We start from the raw sequence: 25,016 nt of genomic DNA on the forward strand, positions 1-25,016 counted from the left end.
TACCCACTGTCGGATACGCGCGCTGCCGCCGGACCAAGCACAACTTTCCCCCTGCCCGGCGGCAGCGCCCGCCGGCGCGAGTCGTCACATCCCGCTTGCTGAGCGGGCCGGGCTGGTCTTCGGCGGCTACCGACCTTCGACGGGCCGGGGACGGTTGTCAGTGGTGCGGCTGGTGGGTGGTGGCTCTGAACAGCACCCGATCCAAGGATTCGCGTAGCGCGTCCATGTCTCGAGGTGCGCCGATCTCGGGGAGTTCCTCGACAACCGCGGCCGCGATGTCGCGGAGTTTGACGTTGGTGTCCTGGGAGGCGATTCGCAGGATCGCGAAGGCGTGGTCGGCGTCGACGCTGTAGACCAGCATCACCGCACCCTTCGCCTGCTCGATCACCTGTCGCGCGGCGGCGACCACTGCCTCATCGACCCCGTCAGGCGGCATGTTTCCCACTCCCGGCATCTACCCCGTCTTCCGGCATCGAAACGAGCCCGGGACGATTCCCGCGGCGGTCGCAGTTCAGGGTTCGCGGACAGTCAGCAGCAGGTGATCGAAACGAGTGCGGGTGCGGGTGTCGGCGCCACCGAAGGCGGCCAAGCCTGCGACGAGTCTTTCGGCCAGCACGCGAAGTTTGGTATCGGTCTCCTGCGAGCGCCACCGCAACACCGCGAAGGCCTGCTCGGCGTTGATGCCGTAGATGGCGCTCAACGCGCCCTTGGCCTGTTCGATCACCTCGCGCGCGGCCACCATCTCCGGCAACTGCTCGTCGATGGTCTCCTGGCGCTCGGCGGCCACGGGGTCGGTGACGTCGATGTAGAACCCCGCGGTGCCCACCAACGCGCCGACGGAGTCGTGTAGCTGGTCGCCGACCACGAGCACATGGTGCATCACCCCGGCGGTGTCGATGATGCGGTGCCTGCTCGAGAACGGCAACCCGGTCTTGACCACCGTCTCTCACACGCGAAGGACCCGGCGGTGCTGCTTCCGGACCGCTGTCCCGCTGACCGCCGCCCTCAGTGCGCGCCGAGCGTATCGAGGATCATCGGACGCGCCGTCGCGAGCGCTTGCTGCCAGTAGGGCCAGGTGTGCGTTCCATCGAGGATGTCGATGCGGGCGGTGATGCCGAGTTCCGCGAGCCGATCGCGGAACATCTGGGCGGAAGTGATCGTCATCGTCTCGAGCCCCATCGCGTTGACGGTGTTCCCGAATCCGAACGGCACATCGAGCGGGCCGGGCAGGCCATTGCCGCTCGAGACGTAGATCGGCAGTCCGCGCAGCAATTCCGCCTGTTCGGTGGCATCATTGCGGCTCCAGGCGGGGTCCCCGGCCGGGCCCCACATGTCGTCGACGTTGAAGTTGCCCTCATCCCACATGGCGGCGCGCATCGCTTCGTTCCAGAGCGGGAATGTCGGGTGCAGGAATCCGGAGAAGGATCCGGCGAACTTGAACTGATTGCGGTGGAAGGCGGCCAGCGTCAGCGCGGCGTTGCCGCCCATGGAGGCGCCGACGATGGCGTTGTTGGTGCGCGACACGCCGTATCCCTGCAAATAGGCAGGCAGTTCCTTGGTGAGGAAGGTTTCCCATTTGTACGTCGCCGCTTGACCATTGGTGCTACTGGATCGGTACCAGTCGGTGTAGAAGCTCGAGTGGCCACCGACCGGGAACACCACTGTGACGTTGTCGTCCGCGAACTGGCGCAGCGCGTCGGTATCGGTGGTCCACTGACTGTGATCGGCCGGTGCACGCAGGCCGTCGAGCACATAGAGCGCCGCGCTCCCGCCGCGGGCCGCCCACTGGACCTGGACTTTGATCGGCCCCATGCTGGATGGCACGGATAGCTCCGTGAATCCGCCCACCGGTGCGCGCGCAATCGGTGCGTGGATCGGCGCGGCTGTCGCCACGGTCGCCCCGATCGACGACATGAGCACGGCTGTCGCCATGACAGCGCCGGTCTTTCTCAGCCGACCACGAACAACCCGCTGCTTCCCAGATCGCGCTGCCGAGCCCACCCGCATCCCTCCTCTTTCTTCCGGTTCGATGACCGGAGAATTCCGATTCGTTCGTCGTCGAGAGCATGTCGTTCCCTGCGCGTTCGCGGCCCACCGTGCTCGGGATCGGGAAGATCATCCTAGGTCGCGCCGCAGCGGCTCCGGAGCGCCGAACTTGTCAGGTCTGGGAAAACCGGTCCTGACGACTTGTCCGGGTGACGCGGGCGGACTGCCGGCTCCGGGCCGCCGCGGACCGGGGCGAGGGATGCGGATCACCGGCCGGGAACCATCGCTGAACGTACATTTGCCAGATGGTAGCCGGAATGTCCGCTTCGCGGCCCGGCCTGCGGCACCGATCAGGTATGCGGCGTGTCACCGGCCGATCTCGGTCGAGTCGCCTCGTCCACCGGCCCGGCCGGGACCCCGCCCAGGCACTCACCGCCGCCTCGGTGCCGCGGATCCGGTCACGAGACGCTGTGTGCTCATCCTTCTTCGGCTGTCCGCGTCCACCGCAGCCGTGCCACGATCATTTCCGCCACGGTCCAACCCCTCGTGAGATCGAATCGTTCGGCGAATTCCGACATTCGGCCGTGCTGTTCATCGGCCGCCCCCGGGGCCAGGTTGACCACGATCCGCGTTCACTCCTCGATCTTCGAGTTGCCGGACCTGTTCGACCGACAGATCGGCCGAGCCCCAGCGGGTGTACTCGAGCGCGGCCGGGTCACGGCCCGCTTCGGCGGCCGCCTTGCGTGCCAGGTCGATTTGCAGATCACGCTCGGTGTCGTCGAGCATGCCACCCGCGAAGTAGCCGTCGCCCCGTCGACCGGCGCGGCGTGCGGCAGCGCGGCTCGACCCGCCGGGGCCGCCCGGCCACAGCAGCCGCAGCACGTCGATCGCCTCGTCGGCGCGGCGACCGCGGGTGCGGAAGTCCACCCCCATCGCCCGCGCCTCGCCCGGCAGGGCGCCGAGTCCGACGGTGAGCAGCCGCATGCGTCCGGCGGACAAGACGTCGATGGTGGCCAAGCGTTTGGCCAGCACTACCGGGTGGCGGTAAGGCAGCAACAGGACACCGGTACCGAGCAGCAGCCGTCGTGTGGCCGCGGCGACGAAGCTCAGACAGTCCAGCGGATCGAAGTCAGGCGTATCTGCGGTACGCGCCCTCACATGACGCGCTCGCCTCGTCGCATATCACCTGGTGTGGCCGCCTTTCGCGGTCATGCGCAGCCCCCAGATCTCCAAGGTCGCCGCAACGCCCAGGTATTGCAGGTAGGCGGCGATCACCAGCCATGCGCCGTAGTCGTGCAACCATGCCCGTAACGGCAGCAGCGCCACGAGGCCCAGGCAGATCATCAGGGCGCCTAAGGCCAGCGCCGGGATTCTCAGCGGCGCGAGTTGCTCGTCGAAGCCGCGTGCGGACCGCGCCGGGTCCGCGGTGGCGCTCCGGCTCGATCGGGCGGCGGGGGGGAACACCGGTACCGGCCGTTTCGAATGGGTCGGACATGGACGCTGGGATAGCCATAACGTTCTCCGGGCCGACACTCCGATCGACCGAGGTAGCGATTCGATATGGAACAGGACGCTCGATCTCCGTTACCGGCGGCCGAGTCGTCGCGTGAGGCGGGTACTACAGCCGCTCTTCGACGTTCATGAGGCTAACTATCGGTTACCGACAGTGTGGCGGTAATACCGGTTCCAGGAAAGGCCGGTCCTGCTCCGGCGCGACGAGCGATCCGGCGTGACCGAATCGTGACCTTTCGCCGAAACGTCGCCGTGACCTCGGGCAGGACTCGTCCGGCCGGTGCGGCCTGCACAGGATCGGCAAGCCCAGGGAGGCGACGGGGGTTACCGAACCGATATCTGGCGCCGCGAAGGAGCCCGGCGGTGTGCTCGCGAAAGCGCCCGGACTCGTGGGCCGTCCGGGTCGCAGGAGCAGCGTGCCGACGCGCCGTTCAGATCCGGCCGCCTCGGAGAGACACGCCGGTGCCGAGCAAGGTGAAGCCGGTGCCGCTCAGCAGGTGCTCGTCGAGCAGGTTGCGGGTGTCCACGACGACGGGCCGGTCGACGACGGTCGCGATTTTCGCCCAGTCGAGCGAACGGAACTCGGGCCACTCGGTGAGGATTACGAGCGCACCGGCGTCCTTGGCCACCAGATACGGGTCGTCCACCACCCGAACGCCGTCGAGGCCGGGGGTGCCCGCCGGGACACACGGATCGTAGGCGGTGACGGTGGCGTCGTGCCTCGTGAGCTGCCGTGCGACCGCGAGGGCGGGGGAGTCGCGCAGGTCTCCCGTCCCGGCTTTGAACGCGAGGCCGAGCACGCCGATTCGCGTCCCCGACAGCGAGCCCTCGACCGTGCCGGTGACCGCGCGGCGGATCTTGCGCAGCACCATCGCCTGCTGACGGTCGTTGGCGCGCAGAGCGTCACGGATGACGGCGAAGTCCACCCCGGATGCCTCCGCGGCCCGCAGGAGCGCGCGCGTGTCCTTGGGCAGGCACGATCCGCCCCAACCGGGGCCCGGCGCGAGAAAGGCCGGACCGATCCGGTCGTCCATTCCCATCGCGCCGGTGACCTTCCTGATATCGGCGCCGACCCGTTCGCACAGTTCGGCCAAGGTGTTCACGAACGAGAGCTTGACCGCGAGAAAGGCGTTGCTGGCGTACTTGGCCAGTTCCGCGCTGGCCGGGCCCGATCGCAGTACCGGCGCGCCCGTCGCGGCGTACAGTGCCGCGACGCGGTCGGCCGCCTCCCGGTCCTCGTCGGCCGCACCGACGAGGATGCGGTCGGGGCGCAGGAAATCCTCGACCGCGTGGCCCTCCCGGAGGAATTCGGGGTTGCTGACAACCGGCGTGCCCGCGAGACCGAACCGGGCGGGGATCCGTGCGGCCGTCCCCACCGGGACGGTGGACTTGGTGACCAGCACGCAGTCCGGCGACAGGACGGTGGACAACGTCTCGAGCGCCTCCTCGATCACCCCCAGGTCGGCCGTTCCGCTGGTGCCCGTCGGCGTGGGCAGGCACAGCAGAACCACTTCGCATCGGTGCAACTCGCCGGGGTTCGGCGTGAAGACGAGCCGGTTCTCCGAAAGCCCTTCCCGAACCAGTTCCGGCAAGCCCGGCTCGGCGATCGAGACGGTGCCCGCGCGAAGTTCCGCGATTTTGGACCGGTCGTTGTCGACACAGACCACATGGTGTCCCCAGTGGGCGAGGCAGGCGGCACTGGTGAGCCCCACGTAACCGGCACCCACCACACCGACGCGACTACCCATGGCGCACCTTCTCGCCGAGCAGCCCGGCCGCGGCGGCGAGCACATGCTCGGGTCGCAGCATGAGCAGCCCGGGATCCGGATGGCCGGAACGCGGATCGCCCACGGCCCCGGCCCACAGCGGCACATGGTGTTTCGCGGCGGCGGGCGGTCCCCAGCGGTGCGGCGGCGTGGGGCCGAACAGCAGCACCGACGGGGTGCCGAAGGCGGTGGCGAGATGCCCTACGCCGGTGTCGCCGCACACGACCAGTGCCGCGCCGGCCACCAGCGCGGCGAGTTGAGCCAGGCCGGTGCGTCCCGCGTACACCGCCGAGGGCGGTAGTCCGGCTTGTTCGGCGACGGCGTTCGCCAACGGGATCTCGCCGCGCGTACCGGTGATCACCACGCGGTGGCCGTCGGCGCCGAGTTCCCGCGCCACTCGGGCGAAGCGTTCGGACGGCCAGCGACGTGCGGGATAGGCCGCGCCGGGATGCAGCACGACCACGTTCGACTCGGGGGCGGGCTCCGGTGGCACGGGCAGCAGCAGGGCGGTGGGATCGGCGTCGATGCGTCCGAATCGCAGCAGCCGGCACCAGCGATCCACCTCGTGCATGTCGTCGTGCCACTCGGGGCCGGGCAGATCGGGGAAATCCGGATGGTGGTGGGTCAGCATGGTGCCGGGACGTGCCGCCGAGAGGTCCCGGATGCTTTCCGGCCCACTGCCGTGCAAATTCACCGCCAGCTTCGGCGGCGCGCCGTGCCATCGGAGCGCACCCAGTCCCGCGGTCGGCAGCAGTTCGTCCACCGCGTCGATGAGACCGACCAGATCGCGGAGCGCTTCCGGCGCGGCGAGTACCACCCGGTCGTCCGGGTAGGCGTTTCTCAGCCCGCGCAGGGCGGGCACGATGGTGAGGAGGTCACCGAGCCCGAGTGCGCGGAGCACGAGAATGGGGTGGCTCAGGGCCACGATCCCTCTTCCGAGGCGCACACGACCATCTCCCTGACCTCGCAGCCCGGCGGCTGCCGCAGCGCGAAGATCACCGCGTCGGCGACATCCCGGGGCCGGTTGAGTTTCGCGTCGGGCGGCGGCTTGTACTGATCGTCGCGGTCGTCGAAGAACGCGGTGTGCATTCCACCCGGGATCAGCAAGGTCACCCCGACGCTGCCGGCTGTTTCGGCGGCGAGCGCCCGGGTGAAGCCGACGACACCGAATTTCGAGGCGCAATAGGCGGTCGCGTCACCGACGGCCTTGATTCCCAGGGTGGAAGCGCAGGTCACCACCGTGCCCTGGCTCTCACGAAGGGACGGAAGGGCGGCGCGGATGACGGCGGCTGTGCCGAGCAGGTTGACCTGGACCACGTACTCCCACTTCTTCGTGGGCACCTTGTCCAGGGGACCGCACGCGTCGATTCCCGCGGCGGTGAACACGCCGTCGATCCGGCCACCGGCGCGTTCGACGAGTTCGCGCACGGCTTGTTCGGCGGCGAAGGTGTCGGCGAGATCGGCACACACGAAGTCGACGGGCGTCTCCGGCTCCACCCGGTCGATCACGTAGGGGCGGCCCCCGTTCTCGCGGACAGCGGCGGTGACCGCCGCGCCGAGCCCGGAAGCGCCACCGGTGATCAAGACATTGCCGAGGGTTCGCATCGCGCTCCTTACGTCGTGTCAGCCGCGGGCCTGGGTCGCGGCGACCAGTTGTGTTGTCGAGTAACCGCGAACGGTCGGAATCAGCGCGATCTCGCCGCCGTAACCGCGGACCACCGCGGCTTCGGGGAGGTCGACGCCGGTGTAGTCGCCGCCCTTGACCCACACATCGGGGCGAAGGCGGTCCAGCAGTGCGCTCGGTGCGGATTCGTCGAACACGACGACGGCGTCCACCGAGGACAGGGCGATGAGCAGCCGGGCACGATCGCGCGCGGGGACGATCGGGCGGTGCGGACCTTTCAGACGCCGCACCGACGCATCGGAGTTGAGGCAGACCACCAGCGCATCGCCCATGGCGCGAGCCCGGCGCAGCAGGCTCACATGGCCGGGGTGCAGCAGGTCGAAACAGCCGCCGGTGGCAACGAGCCTGCCGCCCGCCGCCCGCACTCGCGCCGCCACCTCGAACGCCGACCCGCCCGTTTCGGTGGTGTCCGACTCCGCGGCAGCGGTGCTGTCGCAGATGGACAACGTGGCAGCGCCGCCCGCCGCGACGAACCCGGCCGCCGCGTCCACGGCGTGCGATACCGCCTCGGCCACCGTGGACCCGTGGCACAGTGCGGCCGTCGCGGCCGAGGCGAATCGGTCGCCTGCGCCGCAAGTGTCGGTACCGGCGTGCCCGGCGATCCGTATCTCGGCGGGCACCGGCACCACGGTGAGACGCTTCCCGTTGGCCAGCACCGCCCCGCCCGAACCGGTGGTGACCGCGACCGAATCCGCGGCCCACTCGTCACGGAGTACTTTCGCCAATTCGTCGGCTTCGACATAGCCCGGTGCGAACTGGCGCGCCTCCTTCAGATTCGGCGTAACCAGAGAGGCACCCGGCGTCGGGGCGGGGCCGCGGGGGTGCGGATCCCACACCACCGGTACCGACCGGGCCAGTTCGGTCAGCGTGTGCCGGATCTGCGGATGCGCGGCGACACCTCGGCCGTAGTCGGCGACGAGGATCGCGCCGGCCGCCCGCAGGGTCGTGGCGACCGAAGCGGTGAGCTGGCCGCCATCCGCCGTCCCGTCACCGGTGTCCAGCCGAAGCAGGGACTGACCGGCGGCGCGGATGCGGGTCTTGCGTACCGTCTCGCCCCGCAGCGGCATCGTGACGACTCGAACGTCCCGGCCCAGCAGCCGCGCGAGGGTGTGGCCGTCCCGGTCGTCGGTGGTCGCGGTGATGAGGGAGACCTCCGCGACCGACTGTGCGGCCAGCGCCGCGGCCAGACCGGCGCCGCCGGGACGTACCCACCGGCGTTCGACGTCCACCACGGGCACCGGCGCTTCGGGGGACAACCGGTCGGCGACGCCCTCGATGTCGACGTCGAGAATACTGTCGCCGACCACGACCAACGGCTTCACGTCGGTACCCCCAGCGCGTCGTCGAGTGCCGAGCACAGGGCATGCACCAAGACCAGATGCACTTCCTGCACGGTGGCGGTGGTGGCCGCCTCCACGGCCACGGCGTCATCGCACAGTGCCGCGAGCGGATTGGGCGCGGGGCCGGTCATGGCCCACGTGGTGACGCCGATGTCGTGTGCCGCCTTCGCCGCGGCCACCACGTTGGGGCTGGTGCCACTCGTGGACAGCAGGATGAGCACGTCGTCGGGCCTGCCGTGCGCGCGAACCTGCCGCGCGAACAGTTCGATTCCGCCGTAGTCGTTCACGATCGCGGTGCCCGCCGAAGTGTCGGCGTGCAGGGCGATCGCCGAGAACGGGCGCCGCTCGTTGCGGAAGCGGCCGACCAGTTCCCCGGTCAGGTGCTGGGCTTCGGCCGCGCTGCCACCGTTGCCGCACGCGAGCAACCTGCCACCGTTGTCGAGCACGGTCGCCAGTTCCCGTCCCCACCTGCGGATATTCGGTGCGAAGCGACTGGTGCGCTCCAGTGCCGCGGCCAAAGCCGCGAAATGCTCCTCGATCACCGCGCACCTCCTGTCCGCAGACGCTCACGCCTGCCCGCACCGAGTTCTTCCGCCACCGTGACGACCTGCTCCGGGGTGATCGAATCGAGGCACGGGTGCCCTGGCACCGGGCACTCGCGCGCCCTGCTGCCGCGGCAAGGGGCGCGTTGGTCACCGAGCATGACCACCGGCACGCCGTAGGGAGCCCACCGCTCGGCGGGCACGACCGGTGCGAAGAGCGAGACCACGGGCGTCCCGACGGCCGCGGCGAGGTGCGCGGGCCCGGTATTGGGCGCCACCACCACGCTCGCGTCGCGGAGCACGGCGGCGAGCTCGGGCAGCGTGGTGGCTCCGCCGAGGTCGATGGCGTGCCTACCGGCGACCGTGTGGGTGAGCGGTCGGTCGGATCGGTCGCCGGTCACGATCACCCGGTGTCCGGCGCCGGTCAGCGCGGCGACGATGGCCGCGGAACGGGAGGACGACGGCTGCCGCGCCGGGACCGACGCGGCCGGGTGGACCACCACGTAGCCGGGTTCGCCGGTGAGACCACCGACCTTCGGCAGCGGTTGCCGAACGGCGAGTTTCCCGTCGTCGCCGGGCGGCAGCCGGAAACCCGCCGCCTGCGCGAGCGACAGCGCGCGTTCCGCTTCGGGCGGATCGCCGTGGACGCGATGACGCAGGTCCAGCAGCGAACCGGGGTAGTCCTCGGAGATGGCGCCGATACAGGGGACTCCGGCCATCCTGAGCAGGAGCGCCAGCGGCAGCGGCGACTGGTGGAAAGAGGTGAGAATCAACGCCAGATCGACCTCGAGAGCGCGTATCCGCTCGATGAAGGCGGTGGTGTCCGCCGAGGTGACCGGGGGTGGCTCCGGGTCGATCCAGGGAGCGCACCAGTTCGAGACCTGGTGCACACCGGGCAAGAGGTCACCGGCGGCGCGGCCGCGAGGTCCGGTCAGCAGTGTCACCGAATCGACGTGCGCGGCCACCGCGCGCACGCACGGACCGGCCAGCAGCACATCGCCGAAGTTGTCCATGCGTGCTACCAGCGCCCGGCCTGTCATCGCACGCCCGCCATCGCCAGCCGTACGGCTTCGGCCAGGTCTTGCGCCACGGTCGCGTCGCGACGCGCGCGACGCACCTCTTCGGGGCGAGTTCTCGCGGTGGGCACCAGGATCGCGCGTGCGCCCGCGCTCATCGCGGCGGTGACGTCCGCGCCGGTGTCGCCGATGACCACGCATCTGCCGACGTCGACGCCGAGGTCCGCGGCGGCCTGCCGAATCAAGCCGGGCTCGGGTTTGCGGCATTCGCAGCCGTCGCCCTCACCGTGCACGCACACCTGCCAGGTCGCGAACGGTCCGAGCAACTCCTCGACCCGGGAGTTGACCGCGGCGAGCTGTTCGGGACTGATCAGCCCTCGCGCGACACCGGACTGGTTGCTCACGACACCGAGCTGGACGCCGGCCGCGCGCAGCTTCCGCAGTGCGTCGACCGCCCCCGGCACCGGTTGCACTCGGCCGGGATCGGCGAGGTAGGGGATATCGATGATGAGGGTGTCGTCCCGGTCGAACAACAACGCCAAGGGCGAGGTGTGGGTCGCGTTCCGGTGGCGCAGCTCACCGCGCAGTCGGTGCCAGCACGCGGCCGGTGGTATGAGCGCGCTGGTCACCGTCATCCGGCCGATCTCCGCCGGTGTGCGGGGCCCCGGCGCGATCCGGCGCGCGGCGAACGCGCCGGTCAGCGCCGTCCACGCCGCAGCGAGCAGGATGGCGGACCGGTGCCGGCCCGCGACGCCGAGCGCCATGGCCGCCGCGCCCGCGGCCGTGGTGAGCGCGTGGCGGGGCAGCAGTCCCTGGTCTTCGCCGATGCGCCGGCGCCACCGAGCGCCGTACTTGCGCCGCAGCAAGGCGTTGTCGGCGTTTCCACGTTGCGCTCGCACACTCGCCATGGGTCCCGATTCGCGGACCGGGTGGCGCGTGAGCCGGTTTCCGGACGCGATGGCGAACCCCGCGAGGAAAACCCGAAGCGCGAGGTCGGCGTCCTCGCGAAAGGCCCTCGGGAACCGCTCGTCGAAGCCGCCGACCGTGACCAGCGCGGACCTGCGGTAGGCCATGTCCGCGGTGATCCACCGCGCCGTGGCCAGCCGTGCCGTCGCGCGTTCCGCGTCGGTCGGTCGCCGGTGCTTCGGCAGCGGAACCTCGATGCGGGCCGTGGACGCCGCGGTGTGCTGGTCCAGATCGCGCAGGTCGTCGGCCAGGCGGGCGGGCCAGTCCGGCGCGGTGATCACGTCGTCGTCGAGGAAGGCGATCCACGTGCCCGCCGCGTGCCGCCACCCCGCGTTCCGCGCCGCGGCGGGTCCGCGGCCACCCGACCGGATGACCCGCGCCGGAGGCGCTGTCTCGGGCAGCGTCAGCTCCCCGCCCCGTGGCCGATCGTCCACCACGATGATTTCCCGTGGCTTCGGACCCGACGCTGCGGCGAGCGACTCGAGCAGCAGCCGAAGGCTTTCCCGGCCGGTAGTCGGGATCACGATGCTGTAGTCCACGGTGTGCGCGTTCATGAGCGACGGACCACGAACGAGCCGAGGGCGAGCAGATCGATCGGGGCGGATCCGAAGCACTCGAGGGCGTCGCGGGGCGAGTCGACCATCGGCCTGCCCGCGGTGTTCAAGCTCGTGTTGATCACCACGGGCAACCCCGTGCGCTTGTCGAACTCCGACAGCATCCGCGCCAGGACCGGGTTGTCCGCGGGATCGACGGTTTGCACCCGGGCGGTGCCGTCCACATGCGTCACGGCCGGGATCCGCTCCCGCCAAGCCGGATCCACGTCGTGGACGAAAAGCATGTAGGGGCTGGGCAACGGTCCGCGTCCGAAGATCTCGGACGCTCGATCGGTGAGCACCATCGGTGCGAGCGGCCGGAACTGTTCGCGCCCCTTCACCTCGTTGAGGCGTTCGAGATTCGCCGACCGGCCGGGATGCGCCAGCAGCGAGCGGTGCCCGAGGGCGCGCGGGCCGAATTCAGCCCGGCCCTGGAACCAGGCCACCACCTGGTCGTCCGCGAGCGCTTGCGCCACTTCGGCCGCGATGTCCTCGGATCTGGTGTATTTGACCTTTGCGGTACGGAGAACGGTCTCCAGTTGCTGGTCGGTCCACTCGCGGCCGAGAGCGGCCCCCCGCATCGGGGTGGCACGCTCACCGAATTCGGCCGCCAATTGCAGTGCGGCGCCCAGCGCGGTGCCCGCGTCACCGGCTGCCGGCTGCACCCAGATCCGTTGGTAGGGGCCTTCGGCGTGCAGCCGGCTGTTGGCCACGCAGTTCAGCGCGACGCCACCGGCCAGCGTGAGGTTCTGCTGTCCGGTCTGGCGATGCAGCCAGGAGCTCAGTTCCAGCAACACGTCCTCTAATCGCCGCTGGACACTCGCGGCGAGGTCGGCATGGTCCCGGCCGAGCGCACCGCCGGTCACGGCGGGAGCGAATTCCTCCCAGTCCACCTGTTCGGTGTGGAAACCGCCGTCCCGGACGGAATACAGCAGTTCGCGGAATCGGTCGAGGAAGCGGGGCGTGCCGTAGGAGGCGAGAGCCATCACCTTGTATTCGTCGCTCGACCGGGTGAATCCGAGGTGCTCGGTGAGGTCCTCGTACATCAGCCCGAGTGAGTGCGGCAACCGCTGTGACGCCAATTCGACGAATTTGCCGTCCCGGTATTCTCCGGCGAGATAGGAATGGCTTTCGCCGCGCCCGTCGGCCACCAGGACCGCTGAGTCGCCGAAAGGGGCCGCGAGAGCCGCGGACGCGGCATGGGCCAGATGATGTCGCACGAAGCGCACGATCGAGGGATCCAGGCCGGGTAAGGCGGCGGCGAGGAATGCGGGCGCACGGAACGCGTAGTCCGTCCGGGTCGGTTCGCTGTTCTGATCGAGACCGCCGAGCGAATGATCGACCAGATTCGGGTCATAGGAATAGCCCACCGCGTCGAGCTGCTCGGGACGTAATCCCGCGCGCTCCAGGCACCACGTGGCCGCTTGCTCGGGCACCTCCCACGCCGAGAACGGCACCGGCCGCTTGCCGTGTTTGCGCCGGGTGAACCGCTCCTCCTCGGCCGCCGCGACGATTTCTCCGTCGACGATCAGGGCGGCAGCAGGGTCGTGGAACACCGCGTTGATTCCGAGAATGCGCACGGGCCGCCTTTCTGTTGGAGACGCGGGACCTGTCGGTCTGCCCGCTGACATATGGGTGGCGCTACCCGCTGAAGTCACCACTAAACCGATTCATGCACGACGGCTATCGTCGCAGCAACTTCTCAGCAGACTCGCTCTCGCGCCCCGCGAACCAGTCGATCGTGCGGCGCAGTCCCTCCGCTCTGCCGACCGACGGCTCCCAGCCCAGTGCCCGGCGGGCCAGCGTGATGTCCGGGCAGCGCCGCTTCGGATCATCGATCGCGCCCTCGACATAGGTCAGCACCGATCGGCTGCCGGTTACCGAGCGGATCTCGTCGGCGAGGCGGCGCACGGAGATCTCGTGCGGATTGCCGATGTTGACCGGTCCCGGGTGGTCGGTGGCCGCCAGCGCCAGCAGGCCGCGCACCGTGTCGTCGATGTAGCACAGGGAGCGGGTCTGCTCGCCGGTTCCGGCGATGGTGAGCGGTGCGTCCGACAACGCCTGTGCGATGAATGTGGGCACCATCCGGCCGTCGTCGGCACGCATGCGGGGACCATAGGTGTTGAAGATTCGGGCGATTCCGGTATCGAGGCCCCGTTCCCGGCGGTGTGCCATGGTCAACGCTTCGGCATACCGTTTCGCCTCGTCGTAGACGCTGCGCGGACCGACCGGATTGACGTGTCCCCAGTATTGCTCGGGCTGCGGGTGCACAGTCGGGTCGCCGTAGACCTCGCTCGTCGACGCGAGGACGAATCGCGCGTCGTTCCGCTCGGCCAGGTCGAGGGCGTTGGCAGTGCCGAGTGATCCGGCGCGCAGTGTCTCGATCGGCAGCCGAAGGTAGTCCGGAGGCGACGCGGCCGACGCGAGGTGGAAGACGACGTCGAAAAAGCCCAGCGCCGGCCACCGCTCGGTGACGTCGTGCTGGATGAGGTCGAACTCGGGACGGTCCAGCAGCCGGGCGACATCGTCCACCGTGGAGGTGGCGAAGTTGTCCAGCGCGACCACGGCCGTGCCCGCGTCCAGCAGCTGTTCGCACAGGTGCGATCCGACGAATCCGCAACCGCCGGTGACCAAGGCGCGTTCGTATTGTCCGGACATGGTGTCGCCTACCCGTGGCCGTTCGCGGGAATGCTGTGATCAATCGAGGATCCCCCGGTGGCAAGCTCGTCGCTGTCCCCGGCGTGGCCGACCGCGCGGCCGTCGGTGGGCCCGCTTTCGTTCTGCGCCCGTACGGTCGCGGCGGCCACCCGCCGGTACGCGTGCAGGGTCTCGGTGGCGATCCGATCCCACGAGTAGCGCGCTTCGACGCGTTCGCGCCCGGCGCGACCGTAGTTCTGCCTGATCGCAGGCGTGGCGAGAAGTTCACCGACCGCGTCGGCCAGCTTCGCCGGTTCCCGGGGTGGGATCAGCCTGCCGGTCACCCCGTCGACGACGGTGTCGATGAGACCTCCGACCGCGGTCGCGACCACGGGAACCCCGCAAGCCATCGCTTCCAGCGGTGTGATGCCGAAGGGTTCGTACCACGGCGTGCACACGACCACGTCCGCCGACCTCAGTAGCGGGGCCATCCGAGTCCGCGGCACCTGGCCCAGCAGATGGAGCCGGTCGCGCACACCGAGTTCCGCCGCCAGCGCGAGCAGCCGCCTGCCTTCGGGGTCATCGGCCACGTCGCCGTCGTCCGGGCCGCCCACCAAGATCAACTCGGTGTCGGGCAAACTGGTGAGTGCGGTGATCGCGGTGTCGAAACCTTTGCGCGGCACCAATCTGCCCACACTGACCATCCGGTGCCCGGCCGGCCGCGGTGCGCTCGGTCCGTCGGGCGTGAACTGGACGAGATCTACGCCGCACGGAATCACCGACGTCCGCGACCGTGGCACACCCATCCTGGCCAATTCGAAGATCTCGTCGGTGCAGGTGGCGATGATGCGGTCGGTCTGCGCGGCGATCAATCGTTCGAGGCGCACCCGGTCGGCCGGGCTGGTGTCGTTCGCCCCCTGATGGCGGCGTTTCACCACCCCCAGCGCGTGGAAGGTCTGCACCACCGGCAGGGTGGCGGGGCGAGCGGCTCGCAGGGCGGCCAGGCCGGACATCCAGAAATGCGCGTGCACCACGTCTGGGCGCTGATGCCGCCAGTGCGCGCGCAGAAACGCGCCGAAATCGCCCATGTGCGGTAGCAATTCGTCCTTCGGCAGGGGATGGGCGGGCCCGGCCGGTACGCGGATCACGCGATAGCCCTGTTCGGTGGTCACAGTGTGCGGCGCCTGCGTCTCCTCCCGGCGCGTGTAGACGGTGACCTCGTGCCCCTGTCGGCACAGGGCCGCGGACAGTTCCGCCACATGAACGTTCTGCCCGCCGGCATCGACCCCGCCCAGCGCGGCGAGTGGGCTGGCGTGCTCGGACACCATCGCGATCTTCATGATTCCGCCTTCTGTCTCCGGGACACTGCCTTCATCGGGTGACCTCGGCGAGGAGGGAATCCCACCGGCGCAGGAAGACCTCGAGGCCGTAATGTTCCAGCGCGAACTGCCGTCCCGACTTGCCCGCGAGCGCCGCCAGATCGGGTTCGTGGAGGAATTCGTGGAACTTCGCGGTGAGCGCCGCGACGTCGGAAGAGAGGGCACCGGCTTCCGGGGGCACCGCGCGGACGGCCTCGGTGGTGGCGAGGGCGACCACCGGCATGGCCAGGTGCATGGCCTCCAGGAGTGACAATCCGAGGGAGGTCCACCGCGCGGTGTGCAGATACACCCTCCTGCGCGCCATTTCCGGATGCAGCACCGACTGCCGCAGATCACCGATGCCGCGGATCGGGTGGACGGTGGGCCGGTCGGCGGTGAAGGCGTCGGCTCCGATCCCGTACACATCGACCGGTCCCGCCATCGCGAAGTCCGGCAGCAGATCGCTTCCGGTGATCCTTCCGCGCCGCATCGGTTCGTTGATCAGGGCCACGCCGTGCGGCAGTTCGCCGGTGTACAGCGCGCCGGGGTCAACGATGCCGTGCGGCACAACCCGGGTGGGCGCGTGTCCGCTGTCCCACATCAGGTTGTTGAAATGCGTGACGTGCACGATCGGGATGTCGGTGCGATCCGCCAGCGGATGCCTGCTGGTAGCCGCGCTGGGACGCGGCGTGTTGTGCTCGACGTAGACCGCCGGAATGTCGGCGCCGGGACGGCGCCCGAGCCATCGCTCGGTGAGGTCGATTTCCTCTGGGCGCTGGAGAACGACCACGTCCGGCTCGGTGTCGCGCAACGCCGTCGCGGGCACCTCCTCGGCGAAGGGCCAGTCGCGGCCGCACCGTCCGCGCCCCCACGGGCCACCGCCGTCCACCACCGGCATCAGGTATCGGTGCGGCCCTCGGACGAACGATGTCGTCCATGAGCCGTGCACGTGCCACAGCAGCACGGTCAGCCGTTCGGTGATTGCGGCCATGCCGGTAGCTCTTGCCTATAACTCCCGCGACCAAACCTGGTTTCCGCACCTGTTAGCAATCTGTCAGCTATCGACGTGCGGGTGCCGCCGCTTCCCGGCCGCTGACGCGGACGGCGGTGCCGACGAGTTTGAACAGCGGGTGCCAGGCAATGGCTCGCGGTATGAGCGCAGCGAACGCTGTCACGTTTCCCACCGAGAATCGGGCGACCGCGATGATCGAGATACTCGATCCCGCCACCGGTGCCACCGTCGGCCATGTGCCTATGACCGGCCTCGCGGAGATCGATCGGCAGGTCGAGCTGGCCGATCGGGTCCAGCCGGCGTGGGCGCGCACCGCGCCGGCGGAGCGGGCCGCCGCACTGCGTGCCGGTGCCGCCTTGCTGCGCGAGTGTGCCCACGAGCTGGCCGAACTCAACCGTGTCGAAACAGGACGCCCGTTGTCCGAAGGCGAACAAGGTGTGCTGACCGGTGCCGCGACGTTGGAACAGTATGCCGAGCTGGGGCCACTGCACCGGGGGAAGACCCTGCAAGGAGACTTCGAGGCGACCGACCTCATGGTGTGGGAGCCGTGCGGCGTCGTCGTCGCGCTGACGCCGTGGAACGACCCGGTCGCGGTGTCCTGCGGCTTGCTCGGCGCGGCGCTGGCCACGGGGAACACGGTCGTCTACAAGCCGAGCGAACGCGCACCGCATACCGGCGGTCTGCTCGGCGAATTGCTCGCCCGTGCGCTTCCCGAGGGGGTGCTGCAGACGGTTCAAGGTGATGGGAGGGTCGGCGCGCTGCTCGCCGCGCGCACCGATGTGGACGTCGTCGCGCACGTCGGCAGCACGTCCACGGGGCGGTCGATCGCGAAGAGTGTGGCGGCTACCGGCGCCAAGGCATTGCTGGAGAACGGCGGCAACGACGCGCTCGTCGTCGACGCCGGGGTGGATCCTGTCTGGGCCGCCGGGCAGGCGGCGCTCGGCGCGTTCGCGAACTCCGGCCAGATCTGCGTGTCCGTCGAAAGGATCTTCGTGCACCGGGATGTCGCGCAGGCGTTTCTGGCGGCGCTGGTCGCCGAAGCCGAGTCCTGGAAGACGGCGCCGTTGGTCGACCGGCGTCATCGCGATCAGGTCCACGCCCACGTGCGCGACGCGGTGGACCTCGGGGCCGATCTGCTGACCGGCGGAGCGGTGCCCGACGGCGCCGGTGCGCACTATCCGGCAACCGTGCTGGCACACTGCGATTCGAACATGCGCATCATGCGGGAGGAGACCTTCGGTCCGGTCGCGCCGGTGCGGCGGGTGGACACGTTCGAGCAGGGCATCGCGGAGGCCGCCACCGACGACTACGGGCTCGCGGCGACCGTACTCACTGCATCGATGGCCCATGCCCAGCACGCCTGGCGAGAATTGCCGGTCGGCACGGTGAAGATCAACGCTGTGTTCGGTGGGGCGCCCGGCGGAGCGGCGCATCCCCGGCGGGCCAGCGGATCCGGCTTCGGTTATGGACCCGAATTGCTGGACGAGATGACGCAGACGAAGGTCGTGCACCTGCGCCCGGCGCCCCACTAGAAGATGTTCTACGGTGCGGTCACCGAGCGGAGGGACCACTCGCGCGGCGGATTGACCTGCGGTGCAGCGGGTACGCGCGGACACATGCGGGTACTTGCCTCGACGCGCTGGTCACCACGCGCTCGCACGGTTCGGCGCCGGGACTGTGAGCGGGTGTCCCGGTCTCGGCAGTCGACCCCACCGCGGGCGGAGGGAAGGTCACCACGCAGGCGAGGGCATCCGACCGGCCCGCGCTGGTCTGCGCCGAGCGATCCGCCGCCGCAGGCGCGTCCGACCAGCGGTGGCACCGGTGTCCGGCGCAGCCGGCAAGCGAACGCGCGCGTCGACGGGGGTTCCCGGCGGTCGACGCCTTGACCAGGGACCTGCTCGACGCTGCTCGCGGGGCCGTCGGCGTGAGCGCGTTGCCCGTGGCGAAGACCACCGTCGTCATCGCCACGCGTAACCGCGCGTCCGAATTGGCCCGCACCTTGACCGAGTTGCGCGCACTGCGCCCCTGTCCGGCGATCGTGGTGCTGGACAACGCTTCCGACGACAACACCGCGGACGAGGCGAAGGCGTTCGCGGGGGTGAAAGTCATACGACTGTCCCGCAATCTCGGTGCGGCGGCGCGCAATCTCGGCGTAGCGATCGCCCGCACGCCGTACGTCGCCTTCAGTGACGACGACTCGTGGTGGGCCGATGACGCGCTCTGCGAAGCCGAGCGGGTGCTGGACGCCTATCCACGGCTCGGCCTGGTGGCCGGACGCACGCTCATCGGCGACGATCACCGTGACGACCCCGTCAACGACCTGATGGCGGCCAGCCCGCTCGGGCATCCCCTCGGGCTGCCGGGGCCACGGGTCCTCGGGTTCCTGGCCTGTGCGGCGATCGTCCGGAAGGAGGCGTACCTGCAGGCCGCCGGGTTCAGCGCGCTTCTGCATTTCGGCGCCGAAGAACGGTTGCTGTCACTCGATATGGCGGCGTGCGGCTGGGATCTCTGTTATGTCGCGCGAGTGCGCGCCCACCATCACCCGTCGGCGCGGCGCCCACCGCACGCGTGGCGCGAATCGGCCGAACTGCGCAACAACGCGTTGATCGTCTGGATGCGGCGGCCGCTACGGCGCTGCGCGGCCGAATCGGTCGGCCTGCTGGGCCGAGCGGTGCGTGACCCGGGGATGCTGCGCGCGGTCGCCGGGATCTTTCGCCGCCTGCCGCGAGCGTTGGCGCAGCGCCGCCGGCTGCCGCCTGAGGTAGAGCGCCGGGCCAGGGCGCTGGAACTCGCCCACGGAAGGAAGTGACCGCATGGTTACCGAGCGCATGACGGTCGTCGTCATCACCCGCGACCGGCGCGAACAACTGCTGGACACCCTCGCGCACATGACTACGCTGGCCGACGCGGCGCCTATCGTCCTCGTCGACAACGGGTCCACGGACGGCACGGCCGACGCGGTCGCCGCGGCGTTCCCTGATTTGAAACTCATTCGCGCAACGGAGAATATGGGCGCGGTGGCCAGAAACATCGCGGTGGAGCGGGTGATCACGCCGTACGTGGCGTTCTGCGACGACGACACTCGATGGCAGCCGGGCGCTTTGACCCGCGCCGCCGATCTGCTCGACCGGTACCCCGGCCTCGGTTCGGTGACCGGCCGATGCCTGGTCGAGCCCGATCTGCACGAGGACCCGATCACGCCGGAGCTGCGCTATTCGCCGGTTCCGGGGCCCGACTGGCTGCCGGGGCCCGCTCTGCTGGGCGTGATGGCAGGCCTATCTGCCTTCCGGGTCAGTGCGTTCCGGGAAGTCGGCGGCTTCTCCCGGCGCTTGTGGTTCGGCGGCGAAGAGGAACTGCTCGCGCTCGACCTCGCGGCACACGGCTGGTGGATGTGCTGGGTGGAGGACATGCTGATCCACCACGCGCCATCGCAAATGCGTGATCCGACCCATCGTCGTCGACTCGGTATCCGGAACACCTTGTGGACGCTGTGGTTGCGCCGCCCGGCCCGTAGTGCCGCTCGGCGCACCGGCGTTGTGCTCAGCTCGGCCCCGGCCGATCTCACCACGGCTGCGGCCGTTTTCGAGACGCTGCGTGGCCTGCCTTGGGTGCTGCGCGAACGAAGAGTCCTGCCGCCGCGCGTGGAGGCCGGTCTCGTGCTGCTGGAAGACTCCCAGCGCCGCTCCACCGCACGCCGTTATGTGGGCTGACGATCATCGGGCCGGGCCGTCAGTTCCCGGCGCCACCCCACGGCAACCGCAGAGATGTGACCGGGCGGTTGTATACCCACTGAGCGACGGCGGTGACGGCCGAGCCGAGCGAGGTGACACCGGCGAGCAATGGCCAATGGGTGAGTCCGGCGGTGTCGTAGGAGACCTGCCGGATTCCCGGCGCGATGAGGCTGCCATTGCCGAAGGCCCAGCTCGTCACCATTCCGATCTGCCCACCCAGGTCGGTGGTGCGGGCGAGCATGGCGCGTAACTCGGGGGCCTTGCTGTTGATGTAGAGCACCGTGAGCAGGACGAGGGCGGCGGTGGTCACCGTGGAGACCGTCGCCGCGTGCGACAGGATGTCGGTGCGGAGCCGCAGATTCGCCGCCACCAAGCAGATGGTGAGGACGATCGCGCCGGCGGAAAGTATCGCCAGGGTGCCACTGATACGCGCCATGGGCGGTTGCGAGGACGACCAGGTGTTCAGGTACGAGGTGGTCGCGGTGATCCGGCCGAAGGCATTGGCACTGGCCTTGCCGTCGGCGCCTGCGGCCCTGAGCCACGGCTGGAACAGCAGGATCAGCGTGACGACGCTGCCGCCCCCGGCGCTCAGATAGCCCCAGTGGCCGTGGAAAGACGACAGGTCCGCGCGGAAACCGGCGAGCCGTCCCGGCACAGTGCTCGGTACTCGTTCGAGCCGAGCGTCTCTCGCTGACCACGGGGTTGGCTGCACTTCGCTCCGAAATCAAGGTGGATCGGTGTCGAGAACCGAGGCGGATACGGCGGTCCCCGACCGCGGTCGTCCGGACGGACGACGCGGCAGAGGGGGTATCCGGACAGTAAGAGGCGCAGTACGTTCGGTGAATGATTGCGATCAGCGCGATCCGATGTCCGGCGCCGAGATGCCGTGCTCGCGCGTCCTCTCGCTGTGTTCGAGGAAACGCGAGCCCGAGCGGGTGAGGCCACGGCCGAAGCCGCGCCCCCGGGCTGCACCGGGCAGCGGCGGATCGACGCTACGGGAATCCTTTCACCGACTCGCTGCCAGAAGCTTCGCGCCCGTGCCTATCTGGGCACGCACACGCGCATTGATGATCGAAAGCACGGGCGAGGCAGTCCTTTGGAATGCCGACAACCTTCCCCGTCCGACCGCGCAGTGGACGCGGACGCCCGGAGGTCGGGGAAGAACTGAAACCCGTTGCGGCGCAGCGCCCCACCTGCGATCGAGAAGGCCGGCGACTCGCCGGAGTCCGCAACGCCGATCGATCGGCCGGACGAACAGCCGAAAGATGATTCCGAGGAGGTAGGGGAGATACAGTACGGCCGTGACAGAGCACCGATCGCCCATCGGCGGGGATCGCTCGCAGGACCTCGGAGTGCCGCCTTCGCTGGACCTCCGATCCGCCGACTGGTCGAGTTCCGATGAGACCCTTGCCCGGTTGTTCCAACGTGTCGAGGCGTATGCCATAGACGCGCGCGATTGGTACTCGAGGGACAGCCTAACGAAGCGGCGAACCAGCCTGGCCCTCACCGCGACGACGCTCGTTCTGGGCCTACTCGGAATATTGGTGCCCTTACTGACCACCGCCGGAGTGCACGCCATCGACCCGAGCTGGGGATACGTCCTGCTCGCTTGCGCGGCCGGAGGCGCCGGATTCGACCGCTTCTTCGGCGTCTCCACCGCGTGGATGCGCGACCTCCGCAGCGCGCAGTCGATCAACGCGATGTTGTGCGACTTCCAACTGGAATGGGCATCCGTCTCGCGGGCCGCCGCCAATTCGAACGGGGAGATAGACCGCCGGATGGGACTGCTGAGGGATTTCTCCTATCGGGTCAACGAGGTGATCGCCCACGAAACGGACAGCTGGGCGGGCCAATCGCAACCCTCGGTCACCGCGCGGATGGGCAAATTTGATCGGAGGTAGACCCCGGCGACGGGGGCGAGCGGCAGCAGCGGTCTCCCATACTGAACCAGCTGATCAGCTGAGATGTACTGGCCGGGTGACATAAATGAACTTGTCGGTTAAATTTCAGTCCATGAGGCATGTAGTGATCGCGGGTGGGACCGACGGGATCGGCCGGGCTGTCGCGCTCGACCGCCTGGCCGCCGGGGACGTTGTCGTGGTGATCGGGCGAGACCCGGTGAAAGGCAAGGACCTTCTCGCCGCCGCCGAGGCGCTCGGTGCGGCCGACCGCGCGCACTTCGTGCCGGCGGATCTGAGTTCGATCGCGGCGACTCGCGCCGCGATCGACGCTATCCGCGCCCGGATCAGCACAGTGGATGCCCTGGTGCTGTGCGCTCGGCACTACCGGTCCGATCGGCTGGTGACCGCGGAAGGCTTCGAATACACCTTCGCGCTGTTCTACCTGAGCCGGTTCGTGCTCAGCTACGAACTCGGCGATCTGATGAGCACCGCCGCGAACCCGGTCATCGTGAATGTGGCCGGTCCGGGCAGCGGCACCGGTGAGATCCGCTGGGACGACCTCGGCCACGAGCGTGATTACCACGGGATGCACGCTCTCGCCCAGGGCGGACAGCTCAACGACCTGCTCGGCATCGAGTTCGCGCGCCGGCCGGTATCGGCCCGGGTGCGCTATGTACTGCTGCATCCGGGGGTGGTGAACACCGCCCTGTCCGGAGACTACGACGCCGAGATGGCGGCCCGGATCGAAACGCTGCGCCGCGCCGCGCAACCGATCGACGTGGCGATCGGCCCGATCCTCGCAGTGCTGGACGATCCGCCGGCCGAGGCACTGACCGCGATCGTCCAGGGACAACCTGTGGACGTCCACGGACCCGCGTTCGATACCGCGGCGGCCGCGAGACTGTACGACGAGACGACGAAGTTGCTCGGCCGGCTGCAACCGGCGTCGCTCGGCGTTTCCCCGGCCAGGTTGCGGCAGGTCCTCGACTCACCGGTATTCGGCATCGTGTCCACCGTCCAGCCCGACGGCAGCCCCCATCAGTCGGTGGTGTGGATACTCCGCGACGGCGACGACGTACTCTTCGCGGTAGCAGCCGGTAGCCGCAAGGAGCGCAACCTGCGCCGTGACCCTCGCGTCAGCGTGCTGGTCACCCCGCCCGAACAGCCCTACACCTACGCCGCGATCCGCGGCACCGCCACCCTGGTCGAAGGCGGCTCGGAAGTGCGAGATCGCCTGGCGCTCAAATACACCGGGATGACCTACGCCGAGCACAACCCCGAAGCCGCGGCCGCCTACGGCGACATCCCGATCGTCACCGTCCGGGTGACTCCAGACCGGGTCGTCGGAAGGCTCTGAGCCGGAAGCGCAAACCCTTGTGCTTGGGCTCGACGGAAGTCAGTACCCCGTCCCGGCGGCCGGGCCCATTCCACACTTCGACGATTTCTGCGGTGCTCATAACTGCTTTCGGTGTCGGTGGACACGACGGTGGCGCATCGGTCCGGGGTCGGCGCGGACGCGGCGGCGCGCAGGGCGCGACCGCCGCGAAGGTCATCGGCGTAGTGCCCCGCTGGCGTCGAAAGCCGCTTCGCGGCCCTGCATCTGGGCGCGGTACCAGTTCTCGCGGTGCCAGAGCATGAGCTTCTCGTGCGCCCGCGCGAAGGGCGGGAAGGTTCTGCGCAAGATCTCCATCGCCGTGATGAGGGGGAAACGCAGGAGGGGAATGCCGATCCAGGGAAACGCCGGGGGCATGGTGTACCGGCGCCGGGTCCACGGAGCCATGTACATCGCGGAGTACACGGAATTGATGCGGAAGTTGTACGCCTCACGCAGTCGCGTGAGCCCGCGGTGCTCGTCGCGCGGCGCGAACGCCACCGGGTAGGACTCGATCAACTCCGCGCCGTGCCTACCGGCGTCGTAGGAGCGGGACGCGATGGTCATGGCGAGAACACGCAGCGAGTCGAGGACCGTTTCCGGGTACCAGCGCAGCCGCACGCCGAGCAGGTATCCCATGTACTTCTGGAAATGCAGCAGCGCACGGATTTCCGAGGGGGTGGTCTGGTAGCCGAGCGCCCACAATCCGAGGCCGGGGGTGACGCTGCCGCCCAGGAGGGTCAGCATCTGGTAGGTCTGGCCGATCGGCAGGCCCCACCTGTCCATGTCCCACTCCGGATGACCCGCGACCTTCGCGCGGATCGAGACATGCATGATGCGCACCTTCAGTGCCGTGGCACGTCCCGCCGAGCCCGGAGTCAGCAGTGCGCGCGGCTCGGAGACATCGATCCAGAAGCGGGTGGTCTCCAGGAAGCGGCGCAGCGCGCTGTCCCCGGCGTAACCGCCGGCCAGCGACAGCGGGGTCGCGATGGCGGCCTCGGTGTACATCTCCAGTGTTTCCGCGCCGGCGAAGCTGAACAGCATCGTGCCCCACCGTCGCCAGATCGCCGCGCCTTGCTCGACCAGTTCGGGCACCACCCACTCGGGCACCGTCTCGAATTCCTCGAACAGCGCGCGCATCGACTCCGGCGCGTCCGGTACGGCGTCGATGCCTGCGGCGAGGGCGGTTTCCAGCATCCGTCGTCCGGCCTGGGGGCCTGCCGCGCCGTGCATCACCTCCGCGACGAACCGTTCCGCGACCGGATCGCCGGTGAACAAGTCCTCGCACAACGCGACTGCTTGCGCGTCGGTGGGAAACAGCTCTTTCCCGGTGACTTTCACGAACAGACGCTCGAAGCGCCGAACCTTGGGGGACCGGCGCGCTTCCCAGTACCGGAACGCGGTCGGGCACTTCACCGACGGCTGTTGCGCGACGGCATCCGCGCCCGCGGGCGGTACTTCCACTGACATGGGTGACTTCTCCTCCGCAGTCCCTTACTCGGGCGGCCTCGTCGCCACCCCACGTCGGCGACCATACCATTGGGTATAGTTATCGGTACCTTTTTGAATGGAGGAATCGGGTCCGTGCGGAATGATCGCG

The 25,016-nt window shown here is 69.3% G+C and carries 23 protein-coding genes; 5 read left to right on the forward strand and 18 right to left on the reverse strand.

Going from position 1 to position 25,016, the window contains the following annotated elements; translation table 11 throughout:
• Positions 1–157: 157 nt before the first annotated feature.
• The 16 genes from ON29_RS33050 to ON29_RS33125 form a co-directional block, all read right to left on the reverse strand.
• A complete protein-coding gene (locus ON29_RS33050) occupies positions 158–436 on the reverse strand; it encodes an ANTAR domain-containing protein (RefSeq protein WP_245549319.1) in 279 nt (92 codons plus the stop codon).
• 75 nt (positions 437–511) lie between these two features.
• Positions 512–940 carry an ANTAR domain-containing protein gene (locus tag ON29_RS33055; RefSeq protein ID WP_051175885.1) on the reverse strand — a complete coding sequence of 143 codons (429 nt, stop codon included), beginning with the start codon at positions 938–940 and terminating at the stop codon, positions 512–514.
• 65 nt (positions 941–1,005) lie between these two features.
• Positions 1,006–2,007, reverse strand: a complete 1,002-nt coding sequence (locus ON29_RS33060; protein WP_083864239.1) for an alpha/beta hydrolase — start codon at positions 2,005–2,007, stop codon at positions 1,006–1,008.
• A gap of 570 nt (positions 2,008–2,577) precedes the next feature.
• Positions 2,578–3,144 (reverse strand): LLM class flavin-dependent oxidoreductase, encoded by a 567-nt coding sequence (locus tag ON29_RS33065; protein ID WP_051175886.1) that lies wholly within the window; start codon positions 3,142–3,144, stop codon positions 2,578–2,580.
• Between the two features lie 24 nt (positions 3,145–3,168).
• Positions 3,169–3,450 (reverse strand): hypothetical protein, encoded by a 282-nt coding sequence (locus ON29_RS33070; RefSeq protein ID WP_040872193.1) that lies wholly within the window; start codon positions 3,448–3,450, stop codon positions 3,169–3,171.
• A 479-nt stretch (positions 3,451–3,929) separates the two neighbouring features.
• Positions 3,930–5,246, reverse strand: coding sequence for a UDP-glucose dehydrogenase family protein (locus ON29_RS33075; RefSeq protein ID WP_040872195.1), 1,317 nt, complete (start codon positions 5,244–5,246; stop codon positions 3,930–3,932).
• Positions 5,239–6,189 carry a glycosyltransferase family 9 protein gene (locus ON29_RS33080; protein ID WP_040872197.1) on the reverse strand — a complete coding sequence of 317 codons (951 nt, stop codon included), beginning with the start codon at positions 6,187–6,189 and terminating at the stop codon, positions 5,239–5,241. The genes ON29_RS33075 and ON29_RS33080 overlap by 8 nt, the downstream gene beginning before the upstream one ends.
• A complete protein-coding gene (locus ON29_RS33085; RefSeq protein ID WP_040872199.1) occupies positions 6,180–6,869 on the reverse strand; it encodes an SDR family oxidoreductase in 690 nt (229 codons plus the stop codon). The genes ON29_RS33080 and ON29_RS33085 overlap by 10 nt, the downstream gene beginning before the upstream one ends.
• 18 nt (positions 6,870–6,887) lie before the next feature.
• A complete protein-coding gene (gene rfaE2 / locus ON29_RS33090) occupies positions 6,888–8,270 on the reverse strand; it encodes a D-glycero-beta-D-manno-heptose 1-phosphate adenylyltransferase (protein WP_040872200.1) in 1,383 nt (460 codons plus the stop codon).
• A complete protein-coding gene (locus ON29_RS33095; RefSeq protein ID WP_040872202.1) occupies positions 8,267–8,830 on the reverse strand; it encodes a D-sedoheptulose-7-phosphate isomerase in 564 nt (187 codons plus the stop codon). The genes rfaE2 and ON29_RS33095 overlap by 4 nt, the downstream gene beginning before the upstream one ends.
• Positions 8,827–9,870, reverse strand: coding sequence for a glycosyltransferase family 9 protein (locus tag ON29_RS33100; RefSeq protein ID WP_040872204.1), 1,044 nt, complete (start codon positions 9,868–9,870; stop codon positions 8,827–8,829). Before ON29_RS33100 ends, ON29_RS33095 begins: the two co-directional genes overlap by 4 nt.
• On the reverse strand, positions 9,867–11,366 hold the full coding sequence (locus ON29_RS33105) for an HAD-IIIA family hydrolase (RefSeq protein WP_040872207.1): 1,500 nt from the start codon (positions 11,364–11,366) through the stop codon (positions 9,867–9,869). The genes ON29_RS33100 and ON29_RS33105 overlap by 4 nt, the downstream gene beginning before the upstream one ends.
• Positions 11,363–12,985: a carbamoyltransferase family protein gene (locus tag ON29_RS33110; protein ID WP_040872209.1), complete on the reverse strand. Its 1,623-nt coding sequence runs from the start codon at positions 12,983–12,985 to the stop codon at positions 11,363–11,365. Before ON29_RS33110 ends, ON29_RS33105 begins: the two co-directional genes overlap by 4 nt.
• Before the next feature lie 103 nt (positions 12,986–13,088).
• Positions 13,089–14,063 carry a UDP-glucuronic acid decarboxylase family protein gene (locus ON29_RS33115; protein WP_040872210.1) on the reverse strand — a complete coding sequence of 325 codons (975 nt, stop codon included), beginning with the start codon at positions 14,061–14,063 and terminating at the stop codon, positions 13,089–13,091.
• 8 nt (positions 14,064–14,071) lie between these two features.
• Entirely contained in the window at positions 14,072–15,382 is a 1,311-nt protein-coding gene (locus ON29_RS33120; RefSeq protein WP_063825399.1) for a glycosyltransferase, read from the reverse strand.
• Between the two features lie 31 nt (positions 15,383–15,413).
• Entirely contained in the window at positions 15,414–16,391 is a 978-nt protein-coding gene (locus ON29_RS33125; protein ID WP_040872212.1) for a glycosyltransferase, read from the reverse strand.
• Between the two features lie 161 nt (positions 16,392–16,552).
• Here ON29_RS33125 and ON29_RS33130 point away from each other — a divergent pair, with 161 nt between their 5' ends.
• The 3 genes from ON29_RS33130 to ON29_RS33140 all read left to right on the forward strand — a co-directional run bounded on the left by ON29_RS33130 (position 16,553) and on the right by ON29_RS33140 (position 20,122).
• Complete coding sequence (locus tag ON29_RS33130) at positions 16,553–17,944, forward strand: aldehyde dehydrogenase family protein (protein WP_083864246.1); 1,392 nt, start codon at positions 16,553–16,555, stop codon at positions 17,942–17,944.
• Between the two features lie 350 nt (positions 17,945–18,294).
• The gene (locus ON29_RS33135) at positions 18,295–19,221 is read left to right on the forward strand and encodes a glycosyltransferase family 2 protein (RefSeq protein WP_217999376.1); all 927 of its coding nucleotides are present in this window, start codon (positions 18,295–18,297) and stop codon (positions 19,219–19,221) included.
• 4 nt (positions 19,222–19,225) lie between these two features.
• Entirely contained in the window at positions 19,226–20,122 is an 897-nt protein-coding gene (locus ON29_RS33140; RefSeq protein ID WP_040872214.1) for a glycosyltransferase family 2 protein, read from the forward strand.
• A gap of 19 nt (positions 20,123–20,141) precedes the next feature.
• On the opposite strand, the gene ON29_RS33145 is transcribed toward ON29_RS33140, so the two are convergent.
• Entirely contained in the window at positions 20,142–20,798 is a 657-nt protein-coding gene (locus tag ON29_RS33145; RefSeq protein ID WP_040872216.1) for a hypothetical protein, read from the reverse strand.
• A 697-nt stretch (positions 20,799–21,495) separates the two neighbouring features.
• Between ON29_RS33145 and ON29_RS34220 the strand changes: the two genes are divergently transcribed.
• Positions 21,496–22,044, forward strand: coding sequence for an SLATT domain-containing protein (locus ON29_RS34220; protein WP_051175887.1), 549 nt, complete (start codon positions 21,496–21,498; stop codon positions 22,042–22,044).
• Between the two features lie 112 nt (positions 22,045–22,156).
• A complete protein-coding gene (locus tag ON29_RS33155) occupies positions 22,157–23,401 on the forward strand; it encodes a TIGR03618 family F420-dependent PPOX class oxidoreductase (RefSeq protein ID WP_040872218.1) in 1,245 nt (414 codons plus the stop codon).
• A gap of 192 nt (positions 23,402–23,593) precedes the next feature.
• Here the strand turns inward: ON29_RS33155 and ON29_RS33160 are convergent, their stop codons facing one another.
• A complete protein-coding gene (locus tag ON29_RS33160) occupies positions 23,594–24,886 on the reverse strand; it encodes an oxygenase MpaB family protein (protein WP_051175888.1) in 1,293 nt (430 codons plus the stop codon).
• Positions 24,887–25,016: the final 130 nt, after the last annotated feature.

It is taken from the genome of Nocardia exalbida NBRC 100660 (genome assembly GCF_000308575.1).
Classification (GTDB): domain Bacteria; phylum Actinomycetota; class Actinomycetes; order Mycobacteriales; family Mycobacteriaceae; genus Nocardia; species Nocardia exalbida.